Raw genomic sequence first — 17252 nt, 5'->3', positions numbered from 1 at the left:
GCCAACGCAGTCGGCACGCGAGAGGCCTGCCGCTGCCCGTCAATGGGCCGGAAAAACGCGAGAAAAAGGGGACGGGCGCAGCCGCCGCAGCGGGTCTGCCGCGCCGGCGCGATAGAGGAAGACGATCATAGAACAATCGGGTCGAAGGCGCATCGGCGGGTTGCCGCAGAGGCGCCCCACGTGGCCGCAGGCATGCAACACCGGCGCATCGTCGCAGCGGCGAACGGTACACGGGGAGTCCTGCGATGCGCGACAGCCAGCCAGCAGCGCGGGGCCGCGGCGCCCCGTCGCACGAGCGTGCCGCCCTATCGCTTATCAGATTTCCAGCGGATCGACTTCCAGTTGCCAGCGCACGCGCGCCTCGTTCGCCAGATAAGGCAGGTGATGCGACCACGATGCGAGAAACGCCTGCAGCGCCGGCCGGCTGCTGCTTTCGGCCAGCAGCTGCGCGCGCTCGATGTTGGCCACGCGCACGACGCGCAGCGGCACGGGGTCGTACAGCATGATCGCGTCCATGCCGGGAAAATCGGCCGCCCATTCGCCCTCGGGCAGCACGCGGGCCTGCTCAAGGAACGCTTGCGCCACCTTGAGTTCGCGCGCCTCGGCGGTCAGCAGCGCCTGGTAGACGTAAGGGGGCAAGCCGGTGCTTTCGCGCTCGTGCAGCGCGTGCCGCGCAAACCCGGCGTAGTCGTGGCGCAGCAAGGCCTGGTACACGGGCTGCTCGGGATAGCCGGTCTGGATCAGCACTTCGCCGTTGCCCTGATGGCGGCCCGCGCGGCCGGCCACCTGCATGAGCTGCGCGAACAGGCGTTCGGGTGCGCGGAAATCGTGGGCGAACAGCATGGAGTCCGCATTCAGCACGCCGACCAGCCCCAACCGCGCAAAGTCGTGCCCCTTGGCCACCATCTGCGTGCCGACCAGGATGTCGACCTCGCCGGCGTGGACGGACGCGAACAGCGCTTCGGCGCTGCCCTTCTTGCGCGTGCTGTCGGCGTCGATGCGCAGGATGCGCGCCTCGGGAAAGAGTTCGGCCAGGTGTTCCTCGACGCGTTGCGTGCCGCGGCCCATGGGCGCCAGGTCCTGGTCGCCGCATTCGGGGCAGGCGCGCGGCACGGGAGCCTGATAGCCGCAGTGGTGGCACTGCAGGCGATGGCCGCGAAAGTCCGTGCGATGCAGCACGGTAAAGGCCGTGCAGCGCGGGCAATTGCTGACCCACGCGCAGGACTGGCAATGCAGTACCGGCGAATAACCGCGCCGGTTCAGGAAGATCAGCACCTGTTCCTTGCGCTCGAGCCGCTGGCCGATGGCCTCGAGCAGCTGCGGCGACAGCCCTTGCTTCATCTGCAGGCGGCGCGTATCCACCAGGCGGATCTTGGGCAGCTCGCTGGACCGCGCGCGGCCGGGCAACGTCAGGCGCAGGTAACGGCCACGCTCGGCGTGCTGCCAGGTTTCCAGCGACGGTGTGGCGGACCCCAGCACGACCGGAATGTTCAGATCGTGGGCGCGCCACACGGCAAGGTCGCGCGCCGAATAGCGCAGTCCGTCCTGCTGCTTGTAGGACGTATCGTGTTCTTCGTCGACCACGATCAGGCCCAGCTCGGTCAGCGGTGCGAAGATCGACATGCGCGTGCCCAGCAACATGCGGGCCTGGCCGCGCTGGGCGCGGGTCCACGCCTGCAGCCGCTCGCCGTCGGACAGCCCGCTGTGCATCACCGCCAGCCCCTCGGGTCCGACCAGCGTTTCCAGGCGTGCCCGCAGCGCGGCTTCGAGCTGCGGCGTCAGATTGATTTCGGGGACCAGCAGCAGCACCTGCTTCCCTGCGGTGAGGACCTTTTCGGCGGCGCGCAGGTAGACCTCGGTCTTGCCGCTGCCCGTCACGCCGTGCAGCAGCACCGGCTTGAAGCCGCCCAGCGCGCCGATGGCCTGCACCGCCGCCTCCTGGGCCTCGTTCAGCGCCGGCGGCTGATCCGGCGTGGCCGGCGCGCGTGGGGTCTTGCGCTTGCGCGCGTCCATGCGCGCCACGGGCCCTTTTCCGGACAGCTTGCCCTGGTAGGACGTGGGCTTGCGCAGCGGCGGCGGCAACGTGGGCAGCATCACCTCGCCCAACGGCCGTTGATAGTAGTCCGCCGCAAAGCGCGCCATGCGCAACCACGCTTCGTCAAAAGGTGGCAGATCGTCCAGCACCGCCTCGATCGGACGGATCTGTTTGGGCTCGAAAGACGGCTCTGCGGGGTTGTCGACGACCACCCCAATCATCTTGCGCCGGCCGAACGGAACGATCACCCGCAGGCCGGCCGGAATCGGCGCGTCGCTGCGGTAATCGAACGGGCCGGGCAACGGCACGTCCAGCGCGACGCGCACCCAGCACACCGCTGGGGTGTCGGGATTGGCTTGCGCGTCAGGCATGGAGTCTGGGGACATTCATCTAATGAAATAGGACTAGCCGAAAGGATGAGGACCGCACGGCGCCACGTTGGAGGATTCTCGCTCGCCGCCGCGCCATTGATCCACCGGCGCCTGTGGATAACTTTGGGGAAAAGGCGAGAGCAACATCAGAAAATGGAATATGGCAAGAATGCACAAACTATTGCATCCCTGTTGATAAGCGACATTTTCCGATATAAAACAGGCACTTGAAGCCGGTTTCCAGATTGTAAGCCAGCTTGGGGAGGGTTTTCCCCGACCCCGGATTTAATGTGCACAAGTCGCCCGGGCGGCCCATCTGCTTCGGCCCTTGGGGCCGAAGCGTTCACTTACTTACGCGTGGAAGGCGCGGCTGTACTGGTGGACTTCATCGACCAATTCAGCTACAGCTTCTGGCGGAGTGAAGCGCGAAATGCCATGTCCCAGATTGAACACATGGCCGCCCTTGCCCACCGGGCCAAACGCGTCCAGCACGCGGCGCGCTTCCGCGCGAATGGCGCTGCCACCGCCAAAAAGCGCCATCGGATCCAGGTTGCCCTGGAACGCGACCGAGTCGCCGGTGCGGCGCCGCGCCGCCGCCAGATCCACGGTCCAGTCCAGGCCCACTGCTTCGCTGCCACAGGCCGCAATGTCTTCAATCCACTGGCCGCCGCCCTTGGTGAAGACGATGACCGGCACGCGCCGCCCTTCGTGCTCGCGGGTCAAACCGGCGACGACCTTCTTCGTGTAGGCCAGCGAGAACTGCTGGAACAGGCCGTCGGCCAGCACCCCGCCCCAGCTGTCGAACAGCATAACGGCCTGCGCGCCGGCGGCGATCTGGCCGTTCAGGTATTGCAGCGTGGCTTCGGCGTTGATCTCGAGGATGCGGTGAAGCAGATCGGGACGTGAATACAGCAGGGTCTTGATGAGACGGTAGTCGTCGCTGCCCTTGCCTTCGACCATGTAACAGGCGATGGTCCACGGGCTGCCGGCAAAGCCGATCAGCGGCACCTTGCCGTCAAGATCACGCCGGATCGTGCTGACCGCGTCGAACACGTACCGCAGCTTGTCCATGTCGGGCACCGCCAGGCGCGCGACGTCTTCTTCGGTGCGGATGGGATGCGCAAAGCGCGGGCCTTCGCCTTCAGCGAAGTCCAGCCCGAGGCCCATCGCGTGGGGCACGGTCAGGATGTCCGAAAACAGGATGGCCGCGTCCAGGTCATAGCGCTCCAGCGGCTGCAGCGTGACTTCCGAGGCATAGTCCGGATTCTGCGCCAACCCCATGAACGAGCCTGCACGCGCACGCGTCTCGCGGTACTCGGGCAGATAGCGACCCGCCTGGCGCATGAGCCAGATGGGGGTGTAGGGCACGGGTTCGCGCATCAGGGCGCGCAAGAACACATCGTTCTTCAAACGGGGAGCAGACACGGCTAACCTCGATGATCGGAAGCCGTGAGTTTACTTCCCTTGGCTGACAAGGCGGGCCGCGCCCGCGTGGACGGGGTTGAGCGGGCGCAATGGGCGGCGGCTGCGGGCTTGCCGCCTCGTTAGCGTCAACCCATGTCGTGCATCCGCGCCGCGGCCAGCGCCGCCTGGCGGTAAGGCGCGGCTTCGATGCCGTGCTTGCGCATCAGCGCCCAGAACGCGCGGCGGTGCTTGGCGCACGCACGTGCGGCCTGCGCGACGTTGCCGCCGTGGCGCGACAGCGCGTGACGGATGTATTCGCGCTCGAAGCCGTTCACCACCTGCGCCTTCGCCGCCCGGAATGTTTCTGGCACGCCGCGCCGGTACTGGTGCCGCAAGCTGCTCAAGGCGTGCTCGACGATGTCGGCCGGCACCTTTGGACGCGCGGATCCCGCGCGTGACGCGTGGGGCGGATATGCCGCGTGCTCGGCGCCCTGCGCCTCTGCATGCTCGCCCAGATAGTTGACGGGATGCTCATGGACGCTACCCGTCACGCCGGCACGGCGCACGGCGCCGCGGCGAGCCAGGCGAACCAGCCGCACCCGCAGGCTCTCGACGCACACCGGCTGCGAGATGAAGTCCGCCGCGCCCAGGCTGAGCAAGTCCAGAATGGCGGGCGCCTTGACGTCGTGGATGAGCAGCAGAACGGGCGTTGTGAGCGCGCCGCGCGCCTGCTGCAAGGCCATGCGGGCCCAGGCGAGCGAAGACGGCGCCACGGGAAGAATGCAAGCGTCATAGCGCCGCAGCGACAACGCCTGCTGTGCAAGGGAGTCCGGCGGCGCCTCGGCAAGCGCCGGCGGAGCCAGGGACACCGGATGCAGCCGCACACGCGTCACCTTGGCCTGATGGCCGGCGATCCAGGCGCCCATCGTCGATTCATGACCGGGCGCCAGCAGCACCCCGCAATCCAGCACGTCTCGCATGCCTTCCTCGTTTGCATCGCAAAAACTGAAGGCTACTGTTGCAGACCCCGTGCCGACTATTCGTAGTGAACGCATTGCGGCAGGCCGCTACAGGGCGTAGCGCCGTGGGGCGGCGCAGGTTGGCGCGGGCTCGGCAAAATATCGGACGCATTCAGGTGTCAGACACCCTGCAATAAGCAGGAATGAAAAAAAGCGGCCCGAGGGCCGCTTTTTTGTACGCCGGGACATGCCCGGAAACCGCATTGCCGCTTAGTGCGAGCGGCCGCCTTGGCGCAGCTTGCGCGCCGCGATGGCTTGCGCAGCCAGCATGGCGAGCTCGGCTTCGACGACAGCGATGTCAGCCTTGTCCTTGGCGTTGGCCAGGGCCAGTTCGGCCTTCTGGCGCGCTTCCAGGGCGCGGGCTTCGTCGAGGTCGGCGGCACGGATAGCCGTGTCGGCCAGGACCGTCACGCTGCCCGGCTGAACTTCCAGGATACCCCCGGCGACGAAGATGTTTTCCTCGCCTTGGTCGGCACGAACGATCTTGACCGTTCCGGGGCGTATGCGCGAGATCAGCGGGGTGTGGCCGGGCAGAATGCCCAGTTCACCCGACTCGCCAGGCAGAACCACGAACTTCGCCTCGCCGGTGAAGATCGCTTCCTCTGCGCTGACCACATCCACATGCAGGGTAGCCATATCGGTTCCTTATTGCAGTTTCTTGGCCTTCTCGAAGGCCTCGTCGATCGAACCGACCATGTAGAACGCCTGTTCCGGCAGGGAGTCGCACTCGCCGTTGACGATCATCTTGAAACCACGGATGGTTTCGGCCAGCGGAACGTACTTGCCGGGCGAACCGGTGAACACTTCAGCAACGTGGAACGGCTGCGACAGGAAGCGCTGGATCTTACGCGCGCGGGCCACGGCCTGCTTGTCTTCCGGCGACAGTTCGTCCATGCCCAGAATCGCGATGATGTCGCGCAGTTCCTTGTAGCGCTGCAGCGTCTGCTGCACGCCACGGGCAACCGAGTAGTGCTCTTCGCCGACGACTTGCGGGTCGAGCTGGCGGCTGGAGGAGTCGAGCGGATCGACGGCCGGGTAGATACCCAGGGCGGCGATGTCACGCGACAGCACGACGGTGGAGTCCAAATGCTGGAAGGTCGTGGCAGGCGACGGGTCGGTCAAGTCGTCCGCAGGGACGTACACTGCCTGGATCGAGGTGATCGAGCCGGTCTTGGTCGACGTGATGCGCTCTTGCAGCTTGCCCATTTCTTCGGCCAGCGTGGGCTGATAACCCACGGCGGACGGCATACGGCCCAGCAGTGCGGACACTTCGGTACCGGCCAGGGTGTAGCGGTAGATGTTGTCCACGAAGAACAGGATGTCGCGGCCTTCGTCACGGAACTTCTCGGCCATCGTCAGGCCGGTCAGCGCGACGCGCAGACGGTTGCCGGGGGGTTCGTTCATCTGACCGAACACCATGGCGACCTTGTCCAGAACGTTCGACTCTTCCATTTCGTGGTAGAAGTCGTTGCCTTCACGGGTACGCTCACCCACGCCGGCAAACACCGACAAACCGCTGTGCTGCTTGGCGATGTTGTTGATGAGTTCCATCATGTTCACGGTCTTGCCCACGCCGGCGCCGCCGAACAGGCCGACCTTGCCGCCCTTGGCGAACGGGCACACCAGGTCAATAACCTTGATGCCGGTTTCCAGCAGTTCCACCGACGGCGACAGTTCGTCGAAACGGGGAGCGGCTTGGTGAATACCACGCTTTTCTTCGTGCTGGATCGGGCCGGCTTCGTCGATGGGACGACCCAGCACGTCCATGATGCGGCCCAGCGTGCCGGTGCCGACGGGCACCGAGATCGGGGCGCCCGTGCCGGTGACCTTCATGCCGCGGCGCAGACCGTCGCTGGAGCCCAGCGCAATGGTACGCACCACGCCGTCGCCCAGCTGTTGCTGCACTTCCAGCGTCAGACCCTTTTCGGCGAACGAGGAACCCTCGTCGGCCAGAGTAAGCGCTTCATAGATCTTGGGCATTTGATCGCGGGGGAACTGAATATCCACCACGGCGCCGATGCACTGAACGATGGTTCCGTTGCTCATGTCGATTCCTTGCTTGATAGCTTTTGACGGGATGCTGCCTGCCTCAAACGGCGGCAGCGCCCCCTACGATTTCCGAAATTTCTTTGGTGATCGCGGCCTGACGGGTCTTGTTGTAGACCAGTTGCAGATCGCCGATGACCTTCTTGGCGTTGTCCGACGCCGCCTTCATGGCGACCATCCGGGCCGACTGCTCCGAAGCCATGTTCTCGGCCACGGCTTGGTACAGCAGGCCTTCAACGTAACGCTGCAGCAGGTCGTCGATCACGCTACGGGCGTCGGGTTCGTAGATGTAATCCCAGCTGTATTCCGACTTCACTTCCGAGGTCTTGGCCAGGCTATCGGCGCCCGTCTGGTACGGATCTTCCAAACCGCTGGCCAACGGCAGCAGACGCAGGAACAGGGGCTCTTGCTTCATCGTGTTGACGAAGCGGGTCGAGGCCACGTACAGCGCGTCGATGCGGCCTTCCAGGTAGGCGTCCAGCTGCACCTTGATCGCGCCCAGCAGGCGGTCGAGTTGCGGCTTGTCGCCCAGTTGCACTTCCTGGGAAACCAGTTTGGCGCCGATACGGGTCAGCACACCCACGCCCTTGTTGCCGAAAGCGGTCGCCTGCACGGCGATGCCGGCTTTCTCGAACTCTTTCAGCTTGCCCAACGTCACACGCGTGATGTTGGTGTTCAAGCCGCCGCACAAACCCTTGTCGGTCGTCACCATGACCACGCCGACCGCCTTGATTTCGCGTTCGACCAGGTACGGGTGGCTGTACTCGGGATTGGCCTGCATCAGGTGCGCAGCAATCTCGCGCACCTTGGTGGCGTACGGACGGCCTGCACGCATCCGCTCCTGCGCCTTGCGCATCTTGGATGCGGCGACCATTTCCATCGCCTTGGTGATCTTGCGCGTGTTTTGCACGCTCTTGATCTTGGTTCGGATTTCCTTAATTCCGGGCATTGCGCTTTCCTGTGAAGACTGGCCGATGGGTTCCGCTCGCGCCTCAACCATCCGGGAAGGATGGGTGAGGCGCCTGGGACGCCTAACCCATCACTTTCTTAAAAAGCACCGTGCTTCTTGAATTCCTGAACGGCGGCGGCCAGTTCGGCCTCGTCGTCCTTGGACAGTTCCTTGGTGTCTTCGATGCGCTGGATCAGAGCAGCGTGCTTGCTCTTGAGCTGATCCTTCAGCGACTTTTCGAACGACAGCACTTGGGCCACGTCCACGTCATCCAGGTAGCCGTTGTTGACCGTGTACAGCGTGACGGCCAGTTCCCACACTTGCAGCGGCTGGTATTGCGGCTGCTTGAGCAGTTCAACGACGCGCTTGCCGCGCTCGAGCTGGCGACGGGTGGCGTCGTCCAGATCAGAGGCGAACTGCGCGAAGGCGGCCAGTTCACGATACTGCGCCAAGTCGGTACGGATACCGCCGGACAGCTTCTTGACGACCTTGGTCTGGGCAGCGCCACCGACGCGCGACACCGAGATACCGGCGTTGATTGCGGGGCGGACACCGGCGTTGAACAGGTCGGTTTCCAGGAAGATCTGGCCGTCGGTGATCGAGATCACGTTGGTCGGAACGAAGGCCGACACGTCGCCTGCCTGGGTTTCGATGATCGGCAGCGCGGTCAGCGAACCGGTCTTGCCCTTGACGGCGCCGTCGGTGAACTTCTCGACGTACTCTTCGTTGACGCGAGCGGCACGCTCGAGCAGACGCGAGTGCAGGTAGAACACGTCGCCCGGGTAGGCTTCGCGGCCCGGCGGACGGCGCAGCAGCAGCGAGACCTGGCGGTAGGCCCAGGCTTGCTTGGTCAGATCGTCATAAACGATCAGGGCGTCTTCGCCACGATCGCGGAAGTATTCGCCCATCGTGCAGCCGGCGTAGGCGGCCAGGTACTGCATGGCGGCGGAGTCGGAAGCCGAGGCGGCCACGACGATGGTGTATTCCATCGCGCCGTGCTCTTCGAGCTTGCGGACCACGTTGTTGATCGTCGAAGCCTTCTGGCCGATAGCGACGTACACGCAGGTGACGCCCTTGCCCTTCTGGCTGATGATCGTGTCGACGGCCACGGCGGTCTTGCCGGTCTGGCGGTCGCCAATGATCAGTTCGCGCTGGCCACGGCCGATGGGAACCATCGAGTCGATAGCCTTGACGCCGGTTTGCAGCGGCTGCGACACCGAGCGGCGGGCGATAACGCCAGGCGCCACTTTTTCGATGATGTCGGTTTCTTTGGCGTTGACCGGGCCCTTGCCATCGATGGGCTCGCCCAGCGTGTTGACCACGCGGCCTTTCAGTTCCGGACCGACCGGAACTTCCAGAATGCGGCCGGTCGTCTTGACCTGGTCGCCTTCGGAAACGCCGGTGTAGTCGCCCAGAATAACGGCGCCGACGGAATCACGCTCGAGGTTGAGCGCCAGACCGAAAACGTTGTTGGGGAATTCGAGCATTTCGCCCTGCATCACGTCGGACAAGCCGTGGATGCGGGTAATACCGTCGGTCACGGACACGACGGTGCCCTGAGTACGGACATCAGCCGAAGCGCCCAGGCCCTCGATGCGGCTCTTGAGCAGTTCGCTGATCTCGGAGGGATTGAGTTGCATATTGACTCCTGGAATCCTGTTAGTAGCCTTAAGCGGCGAGCTGATCGCGCATGCGGACCAATTGGGCTTGTACGGAAGTATCGAGCACCTGGTCGCCGACGGCCACGCGCACGCCGCCGATCAACGACGGGTCGACGGTAACGCTGGGCTTGAGCTTGAGGCCGAATTTTTGTTCGAGCGCGCCGACCAGATCCTTGACCTGGGCATCGCTGAGCTCGAACGCGCTGGTGATTTCCGCCTGCGCCGTGCCTTCGTGACGATTCCGCAGCGCGACGAATTGCGAGGCGATCTCGGGCAGCAGCAGCAGCCGGTCGTTTTCGACCAGCAGCTCGATGAAATTACGGGCGGCCTGCGGAAAATCGGCCTTGATCAGGCCGGTAAACAGTTCGACGCGCTGCTTGTCACCCAGACGCGGGTCGGCCATGGCCTCGCGCACGTCGGGGTTGGAGGCGACCTGAGCCATTACGCTGACCAGGTCGGCCCACGCCGGCAAACCGGCCTTGTCGTCGCGCGCTGCGCTGAAGAGCGCTTCAGCGTAGGGCCGGGCAACAGTGGAAAGTTCAGCCATGACGGTCCCGGATTAGAGCTGCGCGCGGAGCTGGTTCAGCAGCTCGGCGTGTGCGCGGGCGTCAACCTCGCGCTTGAGGATCTGTTCAGCACCCTTGACGGCCAGCGCGGCGACGTCGTCGCGCAACGCTTCACGGGCGCGCTGGACTTCCTGCGCGGCATCCTGGGCAGCCTGCGCCACGATGCGGGCACGTTCGGCTTCCGCTTCGCGGCGGGCCTGTTCGATCAGGGAGGCGGCTTGCTTCTCGGCCTCGATGATGCGTGCGTGGTTTTCGGACTTGGCAGAAGCCTCGATCAGACTGACGCGCGCCTGGGCTTGAGCCAAGTCGGCTTTGCCCTTCTCGGCGGCGGCCAGGCCGTCGGCGATTTTTTGGCGGCGCTCGTCCATCGCCTTCGTCAGGGGAGGCCACACGAATTTCATCGTGAACCAGCCCAGAACGAAGAACACGAGCATCTGGAAAATGATCGTCGCGTTCAGATTCACGGTCGTTCCTTTAACACCTTGCGGCTCCGACCGCACCCGGAAAGGGGCGTCGCGGAGCACTCGATACTTTGCTGATCGGCGATGGAGCCGTTGCTCTCATCGCCGACAGCGTCATGACCCACCTATTTGCCGGCGGGCGGTGCCTTAGCCGACGAACGGGTTGGCGAAGGCGAACAGCATGGCGATACCCACGCCGATCAGGAATGCCGCGTCGATCAGGCCAGCCAGCAGGAACATCTTCGTTTGCAGAGCGTTCATCAGTTCAGGCTGACGAGCCGAAGCTTCCAGATACTTGCCGCCCATCAGTGCGATGCCGATGCAAGCGCCGATAGCGCCCAGACCGATGATAAGACCGCAAGCGAGGGCAACGAAAGCGACGTTGGTCATGACAACTCCTTGGTTAGAAATCTGAAGTCAAAAATTGAAAAATAAGAGGTACAGCTCAATGCAAGATAATCTTGCTATCCGATGCCGGCCGGGTGGCCGACACCGGAAATTCGGGGGATCAGTGGCCTTCGTGAGCCTGGCCGAGGTACACCAGCGTCAGCATCATGAAGATGAAGGCCTGGAGCAGAACGATCAGGATGTGGAAGATTGCCCAGATCGAGCCGGCCAGGATGTGGCCGATGCCCAAGCCGATGCTGGCGCCGTTGAAGCCGGTCCAGGCGCCGCCCAGGAGGGCGATCAGCATGAAGATCAGTTCGCCGGCGAACATGTTGCCGAACAACCGCATGCCCAGCGACACGGACTTGGCGGCGTATTCGATCAGGTTCAGCAGCAGGTTGAACGGAGCCAGCACGATGGCGCCCAGGCCATGCGCATGGAACGGCGCGGTGAACAGTTCTTTGACGAAGCCGCCCGGCTGCTTGATCTTGATGCCGTAGTAGAACATCAGGAGCAGCACGCCCAGCGACATGCCCATCGGCACGTTCAGGTCGGCGGTCGGCAGAATGCGGTGGTAATAGAGGGGATCGCCGTGCTCAGCACCCAGGCCGGTCAGGCGCCAGATGGAGGGCAGCAGGTCGACGGGCAGCAGGTCCAGTGCGTTCATCAGGATGATCCAGAGGAACACGGTCAGGGCCAGCGGGGCGATGAAAAGACGGCTCTTGGCGTTGTGGACAATGCCCTTGGCCTGGTCGTCAACCATGTCGACGATCATTTCCACGAAGGCCTGGAAGCGGGAAGGAACGCCGCTGGTGGCGCGGCGCGCGGCGCGCCACAGGAAGAAAATGACGATCAGGCCCATCAGGCCGGACCAGAACAACGAGTCGTAATTGATGATGTCGAACTGAGCAATAGCGCTCTGTTTCTCACCCGTATTGTTCAGATGCACCAAGTGATGCTGAATATACGCGGATTGAGGCGACACGTCGCTGGCAGCAGCCATTTGAACCTATCCTATTTGCTGTATGCCCGGTCCTTGCGAACCGGACGATTCCACGATTTCGTTTGCCGCAACTTACTCGGCGCTAAGACAGCCTGCGGAACATCAGAAGCAGGAGATAGCCTTTCAATGTGAGTATCAGACCGAGCAACGCGGCAGGCCACACAAGCCAGTCATGCGTCACACGCGAAAGCAGCCACAACAGCAATGCCGTTGCGAACAACTTGATCAACTCGCCAGAGAGAAAGGTAAAGGGACTGGCCTTACCGGCCCGAACGCTGACAGCCAGGCGCAATGCGAACAACGCATTGGGTATGAAATACGCTCCTGCCCCCGCCAGCGCCGACCAACCTGCCGCCGCCCCTCCGACAACCCCCGCTATTACTGCTGCTGCGAGCCCCATGGCGCCTTGCGCCGCCAATGCCAACAAGAGCCCACGGCTAGCTTGTGCATTCAGCGCCGCGCGATCCGCGTCACTGAGTATCAGAACTTCCACCACATCCGGATCGATCGAATCCTGATCCAGGCTGGGCCTCAGACCGGGTTTCTTCCCCTGCCCTTGCTGCATGGAGCTCTGCTGCATCAAACTTCCCCGCTTAACTTGGCCCTGAGGGAATCGACGCGCTTTTTTAGGCGCATGTTTCTTATCCCGCAAGCGTCAAACCCGCAGAGTATAGCTTGGTTTTTTGCACCCTAGCAAATGAACTTTCGGCCGTTTGTAAGGCGGCAACAACGCCCGCTTGCGACAGAAAAATTGGGGACGAGCGAGCGGCCCGCCGAGGCGTGTCCGCAAGCGCGCGCCCCTCATGAAAAGGCGCGCGGCCCCTTGCAGGAAACCGCGCGCCCGATGGGCTTCACAGACGGGCGCTTGCCGAACGCGCCCTTGCCGGACCTTAGTCTTCCTTGACCGGCGGCGGCGCCCACTGCCCGTCCAGGGCGCTGTTCTGCGGCGCGTACAGGCGCATGCTGAGCACGAACGGACCATCGGCGGCCGGCGTGCTGACCCAGTTGGCGCGCTTGGACTCGCCCGGGTCACGGCGCTGGACGTAGATGTCGAGCGAGCCGTCGGCGTTGTACTTCAGGCCGTCGGTGCTGCGGATCACGTAGCGGTTGGCCGGATTTTCGGCAAAGCCGTACTTGCTGTTGTAGACATGCAGCGACCAGAGCTGCGCCGGGGGCAGTTGACCCTTGTCGAAGTGCAGCACGTAGTCTTCGTTCGAGTCCAGGGGACGGCCCTTCGAATCAGACACGGTGACCGGATACAGCACGTCTTCCGGCGTCGGCGCGCCCAGGCCGGCGTAGGCGATGGCGGCGCGGCGCGTGTAGTCGGTGCCGTAGGTGCCGATGCCCGTCAGCACGGTGTTCCAGCCGTTGATCGGCGTGGCCAGGCGCGAGACGTTGTCGGCGATACGGCGGCCCGCCAGCGGTTGCGCATCCGTCAGGGCCTGCTGCACGGCCGGGCTCAGACGGCCATACGAGAACGGCTGACGGTCATCCAGGCCGATGCGGCGCATGCGGTCCAGCATGGGCGTGTCGTTGGCATGCGGCGGGTTGTTGCGCAGCGCGTCGAAGAACACGGCAAAGAACGAGGCGGCATCCATGCCCGCGACCTGCTCGGCCGGGGTGCCATCGGGCACGGTGGTCGCCGGGGCCGGCATGGGCAGCGTGCTGCCGATCGGTGCGGTGCCGACACTGGAGCCGGTCTGCGGGAAGGCGTTGCCGGCATTGCGGCCGCGCGGCGTGGTGGCCGGGGTCACGGGCACCAGCAGCGGACGCGCCGTCATGCCGGACTGGATCTGATTGACCGCGGCGTAGTCCTGCGGACCGCCGGCCTGCGTCCAGCCGATCAGCCAGCCGGTCGAGGTCGGGGCGCGGATCACGTCGACGCCCGCCGGCACGGTGCCGTTCCAGTGCGGACCGACGATGGCGAAGGACTGGGCGCCATGGCCGTTGGTGCGCGTGCCGCGCGAGGCGAAGACGTCGCTCCACATATCCAGCGCGGACAGCACGGTGTAGCGGCCGCCGGTGTCAGGCAGGCTGATGATGAGCGGCGCGCGCGAGACGTCGAACCACAGGCTGGAATACAGCGCGTCGGCGCTGGGCCACGGCGCGTCGGTGGCGCGCGGGTCGGGGAAGGCGGCCTTGTGGCCGAACTGGTTCATCGGCGCCTTGCCGTCCAGCGGGCTTTGCACGGCCGTGGCCTGGCGGCGGGCCAGTTCCATCAGCACCATGGGATACGCATAGACGTAGGCGTCGATGGCGGTGTCGCGCAACTCGGCCTCGCTCATCTGCGGTGCGGCGGCCTGGCCGGCCTGATAAGGCGTCTCGGAGACCAGCCGCAGCGTGGACTGCGGCGATTGAGCCTGGGCAACATTGAGAAAGCAGACGCTGAGCGCGCCGGCGAGCGCAGCCGTCGACAGCCGGCGGGTAGCGGTAGGTATACGCATGCAAGGCTCCTTCTTGATTTTGTTTGCAATCGAGCCGCCGCGCGGGACTTGCCAGTGTGGGGGGCAAGCCGCTCTGGCGCGGCACCTCGGGATGACGCTCAATCAGGATAGGGCCGAAGTCTGCAACAAGGTGCTAGCCAGAAGTTTCAAGGCGAAACCTGGGGATTGCCCGCAGATGGCCATGAAAAAGCGCGCCGTCATAGGGCGCGCGGGGCAATGAAGGGCCTGCTGTGGATGCAGGCCCGGACGTAACAAGGATTAACGGTGTTTGAAGTCGGGTTTGCGCTTTTCGGTGAACGCGGCCATGCCTTCCTTCTGGTCTTCGGTGGCAAAGAGCGAGTGGAAGACGCGGCGTTCGAACAGCAGCCCTTCGTTGAGCGAACCCTCGAATGCGCGGTTGACGCATTCCTTGGCCATCATGACGGAGGGCAGCGACATGGAGGCGATGACGGTGGCGGCGTCGAGGGCTTCTTCGAGCAGCTTGTCGGCGGCGACGACGCGCGAGACGAGACCGGCGCGTTCCGCTTCTTCGGCGCCCATCATGCGGGCGGTCAGCGCGAGGTCCATGGCTTTGGCCTTGCCGACGGCGCGCGGCAGGCGTTGCGTGCCGCCGGCGCCGGGAATGACGCCGAGCTTGATTTCGGGCTGGCCGAACTTGGCGGTGTCGGCGGCGATGATGATGTCGCACATCATGGCGAGTTCGCAGCCGCCGCCGAGCGCATAGCCGCCGACCGCGGCGATGACGGGCTTGCGGATGCGCTTGAGGGTTTCCCAGTTGCGGGTGATGTATTCGCTGCCGTAGACGTCCATGTAGGACCAGTCTTTCATGGCGCCGATGTCAGCGCCAGCGGCAAAGGCCTTTTCGCTGCCGGTGATGACGACGCAGCCGATTTCGGGATCGGCCTCGAACGCGAGCAGCGCGGCGCCGAGTTCATCCATGAGCTGATCGTTCAGCGCGTTGAGCGCCTTGGGACGATTCAGCGTCAGCAGGCCGACTCGGCCCCGGGTTTCGACCAGTACAAACGACTCGCTCATGAATGTCTCCGGTAATAAGATATGAGCCATGAAAAAAATTGATGACGTACCGCCCATACTTTACCGCCTTGCGCCGCACGATCCCGCCGGCCACCGCTACCGGATAACCCTTACGATCGTATCGCCCTCGCCCGCGGGCCAGCGCCTGTCGCTGCCGGCATGGATTCCGGGCAGCTACCTGATTCGCGATTTCTCGCGGCAGATAGAGTCGCTGACCGCGTATTCGGGAACGCGGCGGGTGAATGTCGACAAAACAGACAACCACACGTGGCAGGCAGCGCCTTGCGAGGGGCCGCTGCGGATTGAATACACGGTGTATGCGTGGGATCTGTCGGTGCGCGGCGCGCATCTGGACGAGACGCACGGGTTCTTCAACGGTACGAGCGTGTTCCTGCGCGTGCAGGGCCAGGACCATGAACCCTGCCTGGTGGACCTGGCGCCGCCGCGAGGCATCGACGGCTGGAAGGTGTACACGAGCCTGCCGGAGGCCGCAGGCCACAAGGGCGCGGCGCGGCGGCACGGGTTCGGGTTGTATCTGGCGCCGGACTATGACGCGCTGATCGACCACCCTGTCGAAATGGGCACGCCGCAGGTGTCGCGATTTGTGGCGCACGGCGCGGAGCACGAGCTGGTGTTCACGGGGGTTGCGCCGAATCTGGATCTGGCGCGGATTACGGAAGACGTGAAGAAGATCTGCGAGACGCAGATTGCGTTTTTCGAACCGCGCACGAAGCGGGCGCCGTTCCTGGACAGCGCGGACCGCTATGTGTTCATGACGATGGTGACGGGCGACGGCTACGGGGGTCTGGAGCATCGCGCAAGCACGGCGCTGATGACGGCGCGCAAGGACCTGCCTGTGCTGGGCCAGCAAGGCCAGGGCGACGGCTACCGGGGATTCCTTGGGCTGGTGAGCCACGAGTATTTCCATACCTGGAACGTGAAGCGGATCAAGCCGGATGTGTTCGCGCCTTACGATCTTTCGCAGCCGGATCTGACGCGGTTGTTGTGGGTGTTTGAGGGCTTTACGTCTTACTACGACGATCTGCTGCTGTTGCGCTCGGGCGCGATCACGCGTGCAGATTATCTGCGTCTGCTGGGCAAGACGATCACGAGCGTGGCGCGCACGCCGGGGCGGCATAAGCAGTCGGTCGCCGAAAGCTCTTTCGATGCTTGGACGCGGTATTACAAGCAGGACGAGAATTCGCCGAACGCGTTGGTGAGCTATTACACGAAGGGCGCGTTGGTGGCGCTGGGGTTGGATCTGCTGATCCGGGACGAATCTTCTGGCGCGCGTTCGCTGGATGATGTGATGCGGTTGTTGTGGGATCGCTATGGGCGGGATTTCTATCGGGGCAAGCCGCAAGGGTTGCCGGAGGATGGATTGCCCGCGCTGATCGAGGAAGCGACGGGCGTGGATACGCGCCGGTTCATCGCTCGCCATGCTTACGGGACGGCGGATGTGCCGTTGGCTGACTTGCTTGAAACGCAGGGAGTGAAGCTGCAGTGGAAGGCGTCGGCCAATATTCCGTCATTGGACGTGCGGACGCGCAAGCAAGGTGAGTCACTGACGCTGGCGACCGTGCTTGAAGGCGGGGCTGGGCATAAGGGTGGGTTATCTGCCGGGGATGTGCTGGTGGCGATCGATGGGTTGCGGGTGGATGCGCCGGCGGGGTTGGAGCTGTTATTGGCGCAGTACCGGGCCGGGGATCGGGTGAATGTGCATGTGTTTCGGCGGGATGAACTGCGGGAGTTTCGGGTGCGGTTGAGTGGGCCTGAGGCTTCGGAGTGTGTGTTGGTTTGACGTCTGGGTCGGTGCTGTGGCTTCCCGAAGTTTGAGTTCTTAAGACGTCCGGCACGGTGGCGGCCCGGGG

15 protein-coding genes are annotated in these 17252 nt (G+C 64.2%); 1 reads left to right on the top strand and 14 read right to left on the bottom strand.

The features are described from left to right. Positions 1 to 315: 315 nt before the first annotated feature. The 14 genes from AB3147_RS02060 to AB3147_RS01995 all read right to left on the bottom strand — a co-directional run bounded on the left by AB3147_RS02060 (position 316) and on the right by AB3147_RS01995 (position 15381). Positions 316 to 2406: a primosomal protein N' gene (locus AB3147_RS02060; RefSeq protein WP_367351340.1), complete on the bottom strand. Its 2091-nt coding sequence runs from the start codon at positions 2404 to 2406 to the stop codon at positions 316 to 318. Positions 2407 to 2757: 351 nt separating this feature from the next. Further along, the gene (gene hemE, locus AB3147_RS02055) at positions 2758 to 3831 is read right to left on the bottom strand and encodes a uroporphyrinogen decarboxylase (RefSeq protein ID WP_367351339.1); all 1074 of its coding nucleotides are present in this window, start codon (positions 3829 to 3831) and stop codon (positions 2758 to 2760) included. Positions 3832 to 3956: 125 nt separating this feature from the next. Next, entirely contained in the window at positions 3957 to 4790 is an 834-nt protein-coding gene (locus AB3147_RS02050; RefSeq protein ID WP_367351338.1) for a helix-turn-helix domain-containing protein, read from the bottom strand. 249 nt (positions 4791 to 5039) lie between these two features. Beyond that, positions 5040 to 5465 carry a F0F1 ATP synthase subunit epsilon gene (locus tag AB3147_RS02045; protein ID WP_056327609.1) on the bottom strand — a complete coding sequence of 142 codons (426 nt, stop codon included), beginning with the start codon at positions 5463 to 5465 and terminating at the stop codon, positions 5040 to 5042. 9 nt (positions 5466 to 5474) lie between these two features. Next, the gene (gene atpD / locus AB3147_RS02040) at positions 5475 to 6875 is read right to left on the bottom strand and encodes a F0F1 ATP synthase subunit beta (RefSeq protein WP_175125099.1); all 1401 of its coding nucleotides are present in this window, start codon (positions 6873 to 6875) and stop codon (positions 5475 to 5477) included. 43 nt (positions 6876 to 6918) lie between these two features. Beyond that, a complete protein-coding gene (gene atpG / locus AB3147_RS02035) occupies positions 6919 to 7824 on the bottom strand; it encodes a F0F1 ATP synthase subunit gamma (protein WP_105237122.1) in 906 nt (301 codons plus the stop codon). Between the two features lie 98 nt (positions 7825 to 7922). After that, complete coding sequence (gene atpA / locus AB3147_RS02030) at positions 7923 to 9464, bottom strand: F0F1 ATP synthase subunit alpha (RefSeq protein ID WP_367351337.1); 1542 nt, start codon at positions 9462 to 9464, stop codon at positions 7923 to 7925. Positions 9465 to 9492: 28 nt separating this feature from the next. After that, positions 9493 to 10032, bottom strand: a complete 540-nt coding sequence (locus tag AB3147_RS02025; RefSeq protein ID WP_175139473.1) for a F0F1 ATP synthase subunit delta — start codon at positions 10030 to 10032, stop codon at positions 9493 to 9495. 12 nt (positions 10033 to 10044) lie between these two features. Beyond that, positions 10045 to 10515 (bottom strand): F0F1 ATP synthase subunit B, encoded by a 471-nt coding sequence (locus tag AB3147_RS02020; protein ID WP_008167494.1) that lies wholly within the window; start codon positions 10513 to 10515, stop codon positions 10045 to 10047. A 144-nt stretch (positions 10516 to 10659) separates the two neighbouring features. Then, a complete protein-coding gene (gene atpE / locus AB3147_RS02015) occupies positions 10660 to 10902 on the bottom strand; it encodes a F0F1 ATP synthase subunit C (protein ID WP_003815363.1) in 243 nt (80 codons plus the stop codon). 118 nt (positions 10903 to 11020) lie between these two features. Then, complete coding sequence (atpB, locus tag AB3147_RS02010; protein WP_056564907.1) at positions 11021 to 11902, bottom strand: F0F1 ATP synthase subunit A; 882 nt, start codon at positions 11900 to 11902, stop codon at positions 11021 to 11023. Between the two features lie 82 nt (positions 11903 to 11984). Next, positions 11985 to 12398 (bottom strand): ATP synthase subunit I, encoded by a 414-nt coding sequence (locus AB3147_RS02005; RefSeq protein WP_367353509.1) that lies wholly within the window; start codon positions 12396 to 12398, stop codon positions 11985 to 11987. Between the two features lie 394 nt (positions 12399 to 12792). Then, on the bottom strand, positions 12793 to 14346 hold the full coding sequence (locus AB3147_RS02000) for a DUF1254 domain-containing protein (protein WP_175125097.1): 1554 nt from the start codon (positions 14344 to 14346) through the stop codon (positions 12793 to 12795). Positions 14347 to 14604: 258 nt separating this feature from the next. Beyond that, positions 14605 to 15381, bottom strand: coding sequence for an enoyl-CoA hydratase (locus AB3147_RS01995; protein WP_175139475.1), 777 nt, complete (start codon positions 15379 to 15381; stop codon positions 14605 to 14607). A 28-nt stretch (positions 15382 to 15409) separates the two neighbouring features. Between AB3147_RS01995 and AB3147_RS01990 the strand changes: the two genes are divergently transcribed. Beyond that, positions 15410 to 17182, top strand: a complete 1773-nt coding sequence (locus tag AB3147_RS01990; protein WP_367351336.1) for a M61 family metallopeptidase — start codon at positions 15410 to 15412, stop codon at positions 17180 to 17182. Positions 17183 to 17252 lie beyond the last annotated feature (70 nt).

It is taken from the genome of Achromobacter animicus, from assembly GCF_040775605.1.
Taxonomy (GTDB): Bacteria; Pseudomonadota; Gammaproteobacteria; order Burkholderiales; family Burkholderiaceae_B; genus Achromobacter; species Achromobacter animicus.
This window is presented reverse-complemented; position numbering and strand designations above follow the sequence as displayed.

Bases quoted from the DNA above. Each gene is read 5' to 3' on its own strand.
- AB3147_RS02060 (WP_367351340.1), bottom strand. From the start codon at position 2,406: ATGCCTGACGCGCAAGCCAATCCCGACACCCCAGCGGTGTGCTGGGTG.
- AB3147_RS02050 (WP_367351338.1), bottom strand. From the start codon at position 4,790: ATGCGAGACGTGCTGGATTGCGGGGTGCTGCTGGCGCCCGGTCATGAA.
- AB3147_RS02045 (WP_056327609.1), bottom strand. From the start codon at position 5,465: ATGGCTACCCTGCATGTGGATGTGGTCAGCGCAGAGGAAGCGATCTTC.
- atpD (WP_175125099.1), bottom strand. From the start codon at position 6,875: ATGAGCAACGGAACCATCGTTCAGTGCATCGGCGCCGTGGTGGATATT.
- atpG (WP_105237122.1), bottom strand. From the start codon at position 7,824: ATGCCCGGAATTAAGGAAATCCGAACCAAGATCAAGAGCGTGCAAAAC.
- atpA (WP_367351337.1), bottom strand. From the start codon at position 9,464: ATGCAACTCAATCCCTCCGAGATCAGCGAACTGCTCAAGAGCCGCATC.
- AB3147_RS02025 (WP_175139473.1), bottom strand. From the start codon at position 10,032: ATGGCTGAACTTTCCACTGTTGCCCGGCCCTACGCTGAAGCGCTCTTC.
- atpE (WP_003815363.1), bottom strand. From the start codon at position 10,902: ATGACCAACGTCGCTTTCGTTGCCCTCGCTTGCGGTCTTATCATCGGT.
- atpB (WP_056564907.1), bottom strand. From the start codon at position 11,902: ATGGCTGCTGCCAGCGACGTGTCGCCTCAATCCGCGTATATTCAGCAT.
- AB3147_RS02000 (WP_175125097.1), bottom strand. From the start codon at position 14,346: ATGCGTATACCTACCGCTACCCGCCGGCTGTCGACGGCTGCGCTCGCC.
- AB3147_RS01995 (WP_175139475.1), bottom strand. From the start codon at position 15,381: ATGAGCGAGTCGTTTGTACTGGTCGAAACCCGGGGCCGAGTCGGCCTG.
- AB3147_RS01990 (WP_367351336.1), top strand. From the start codon at position 15,410: ATGAAAAAAATTGATGACGTACCGCCCATACTTTACCGCCTTGCGCCG.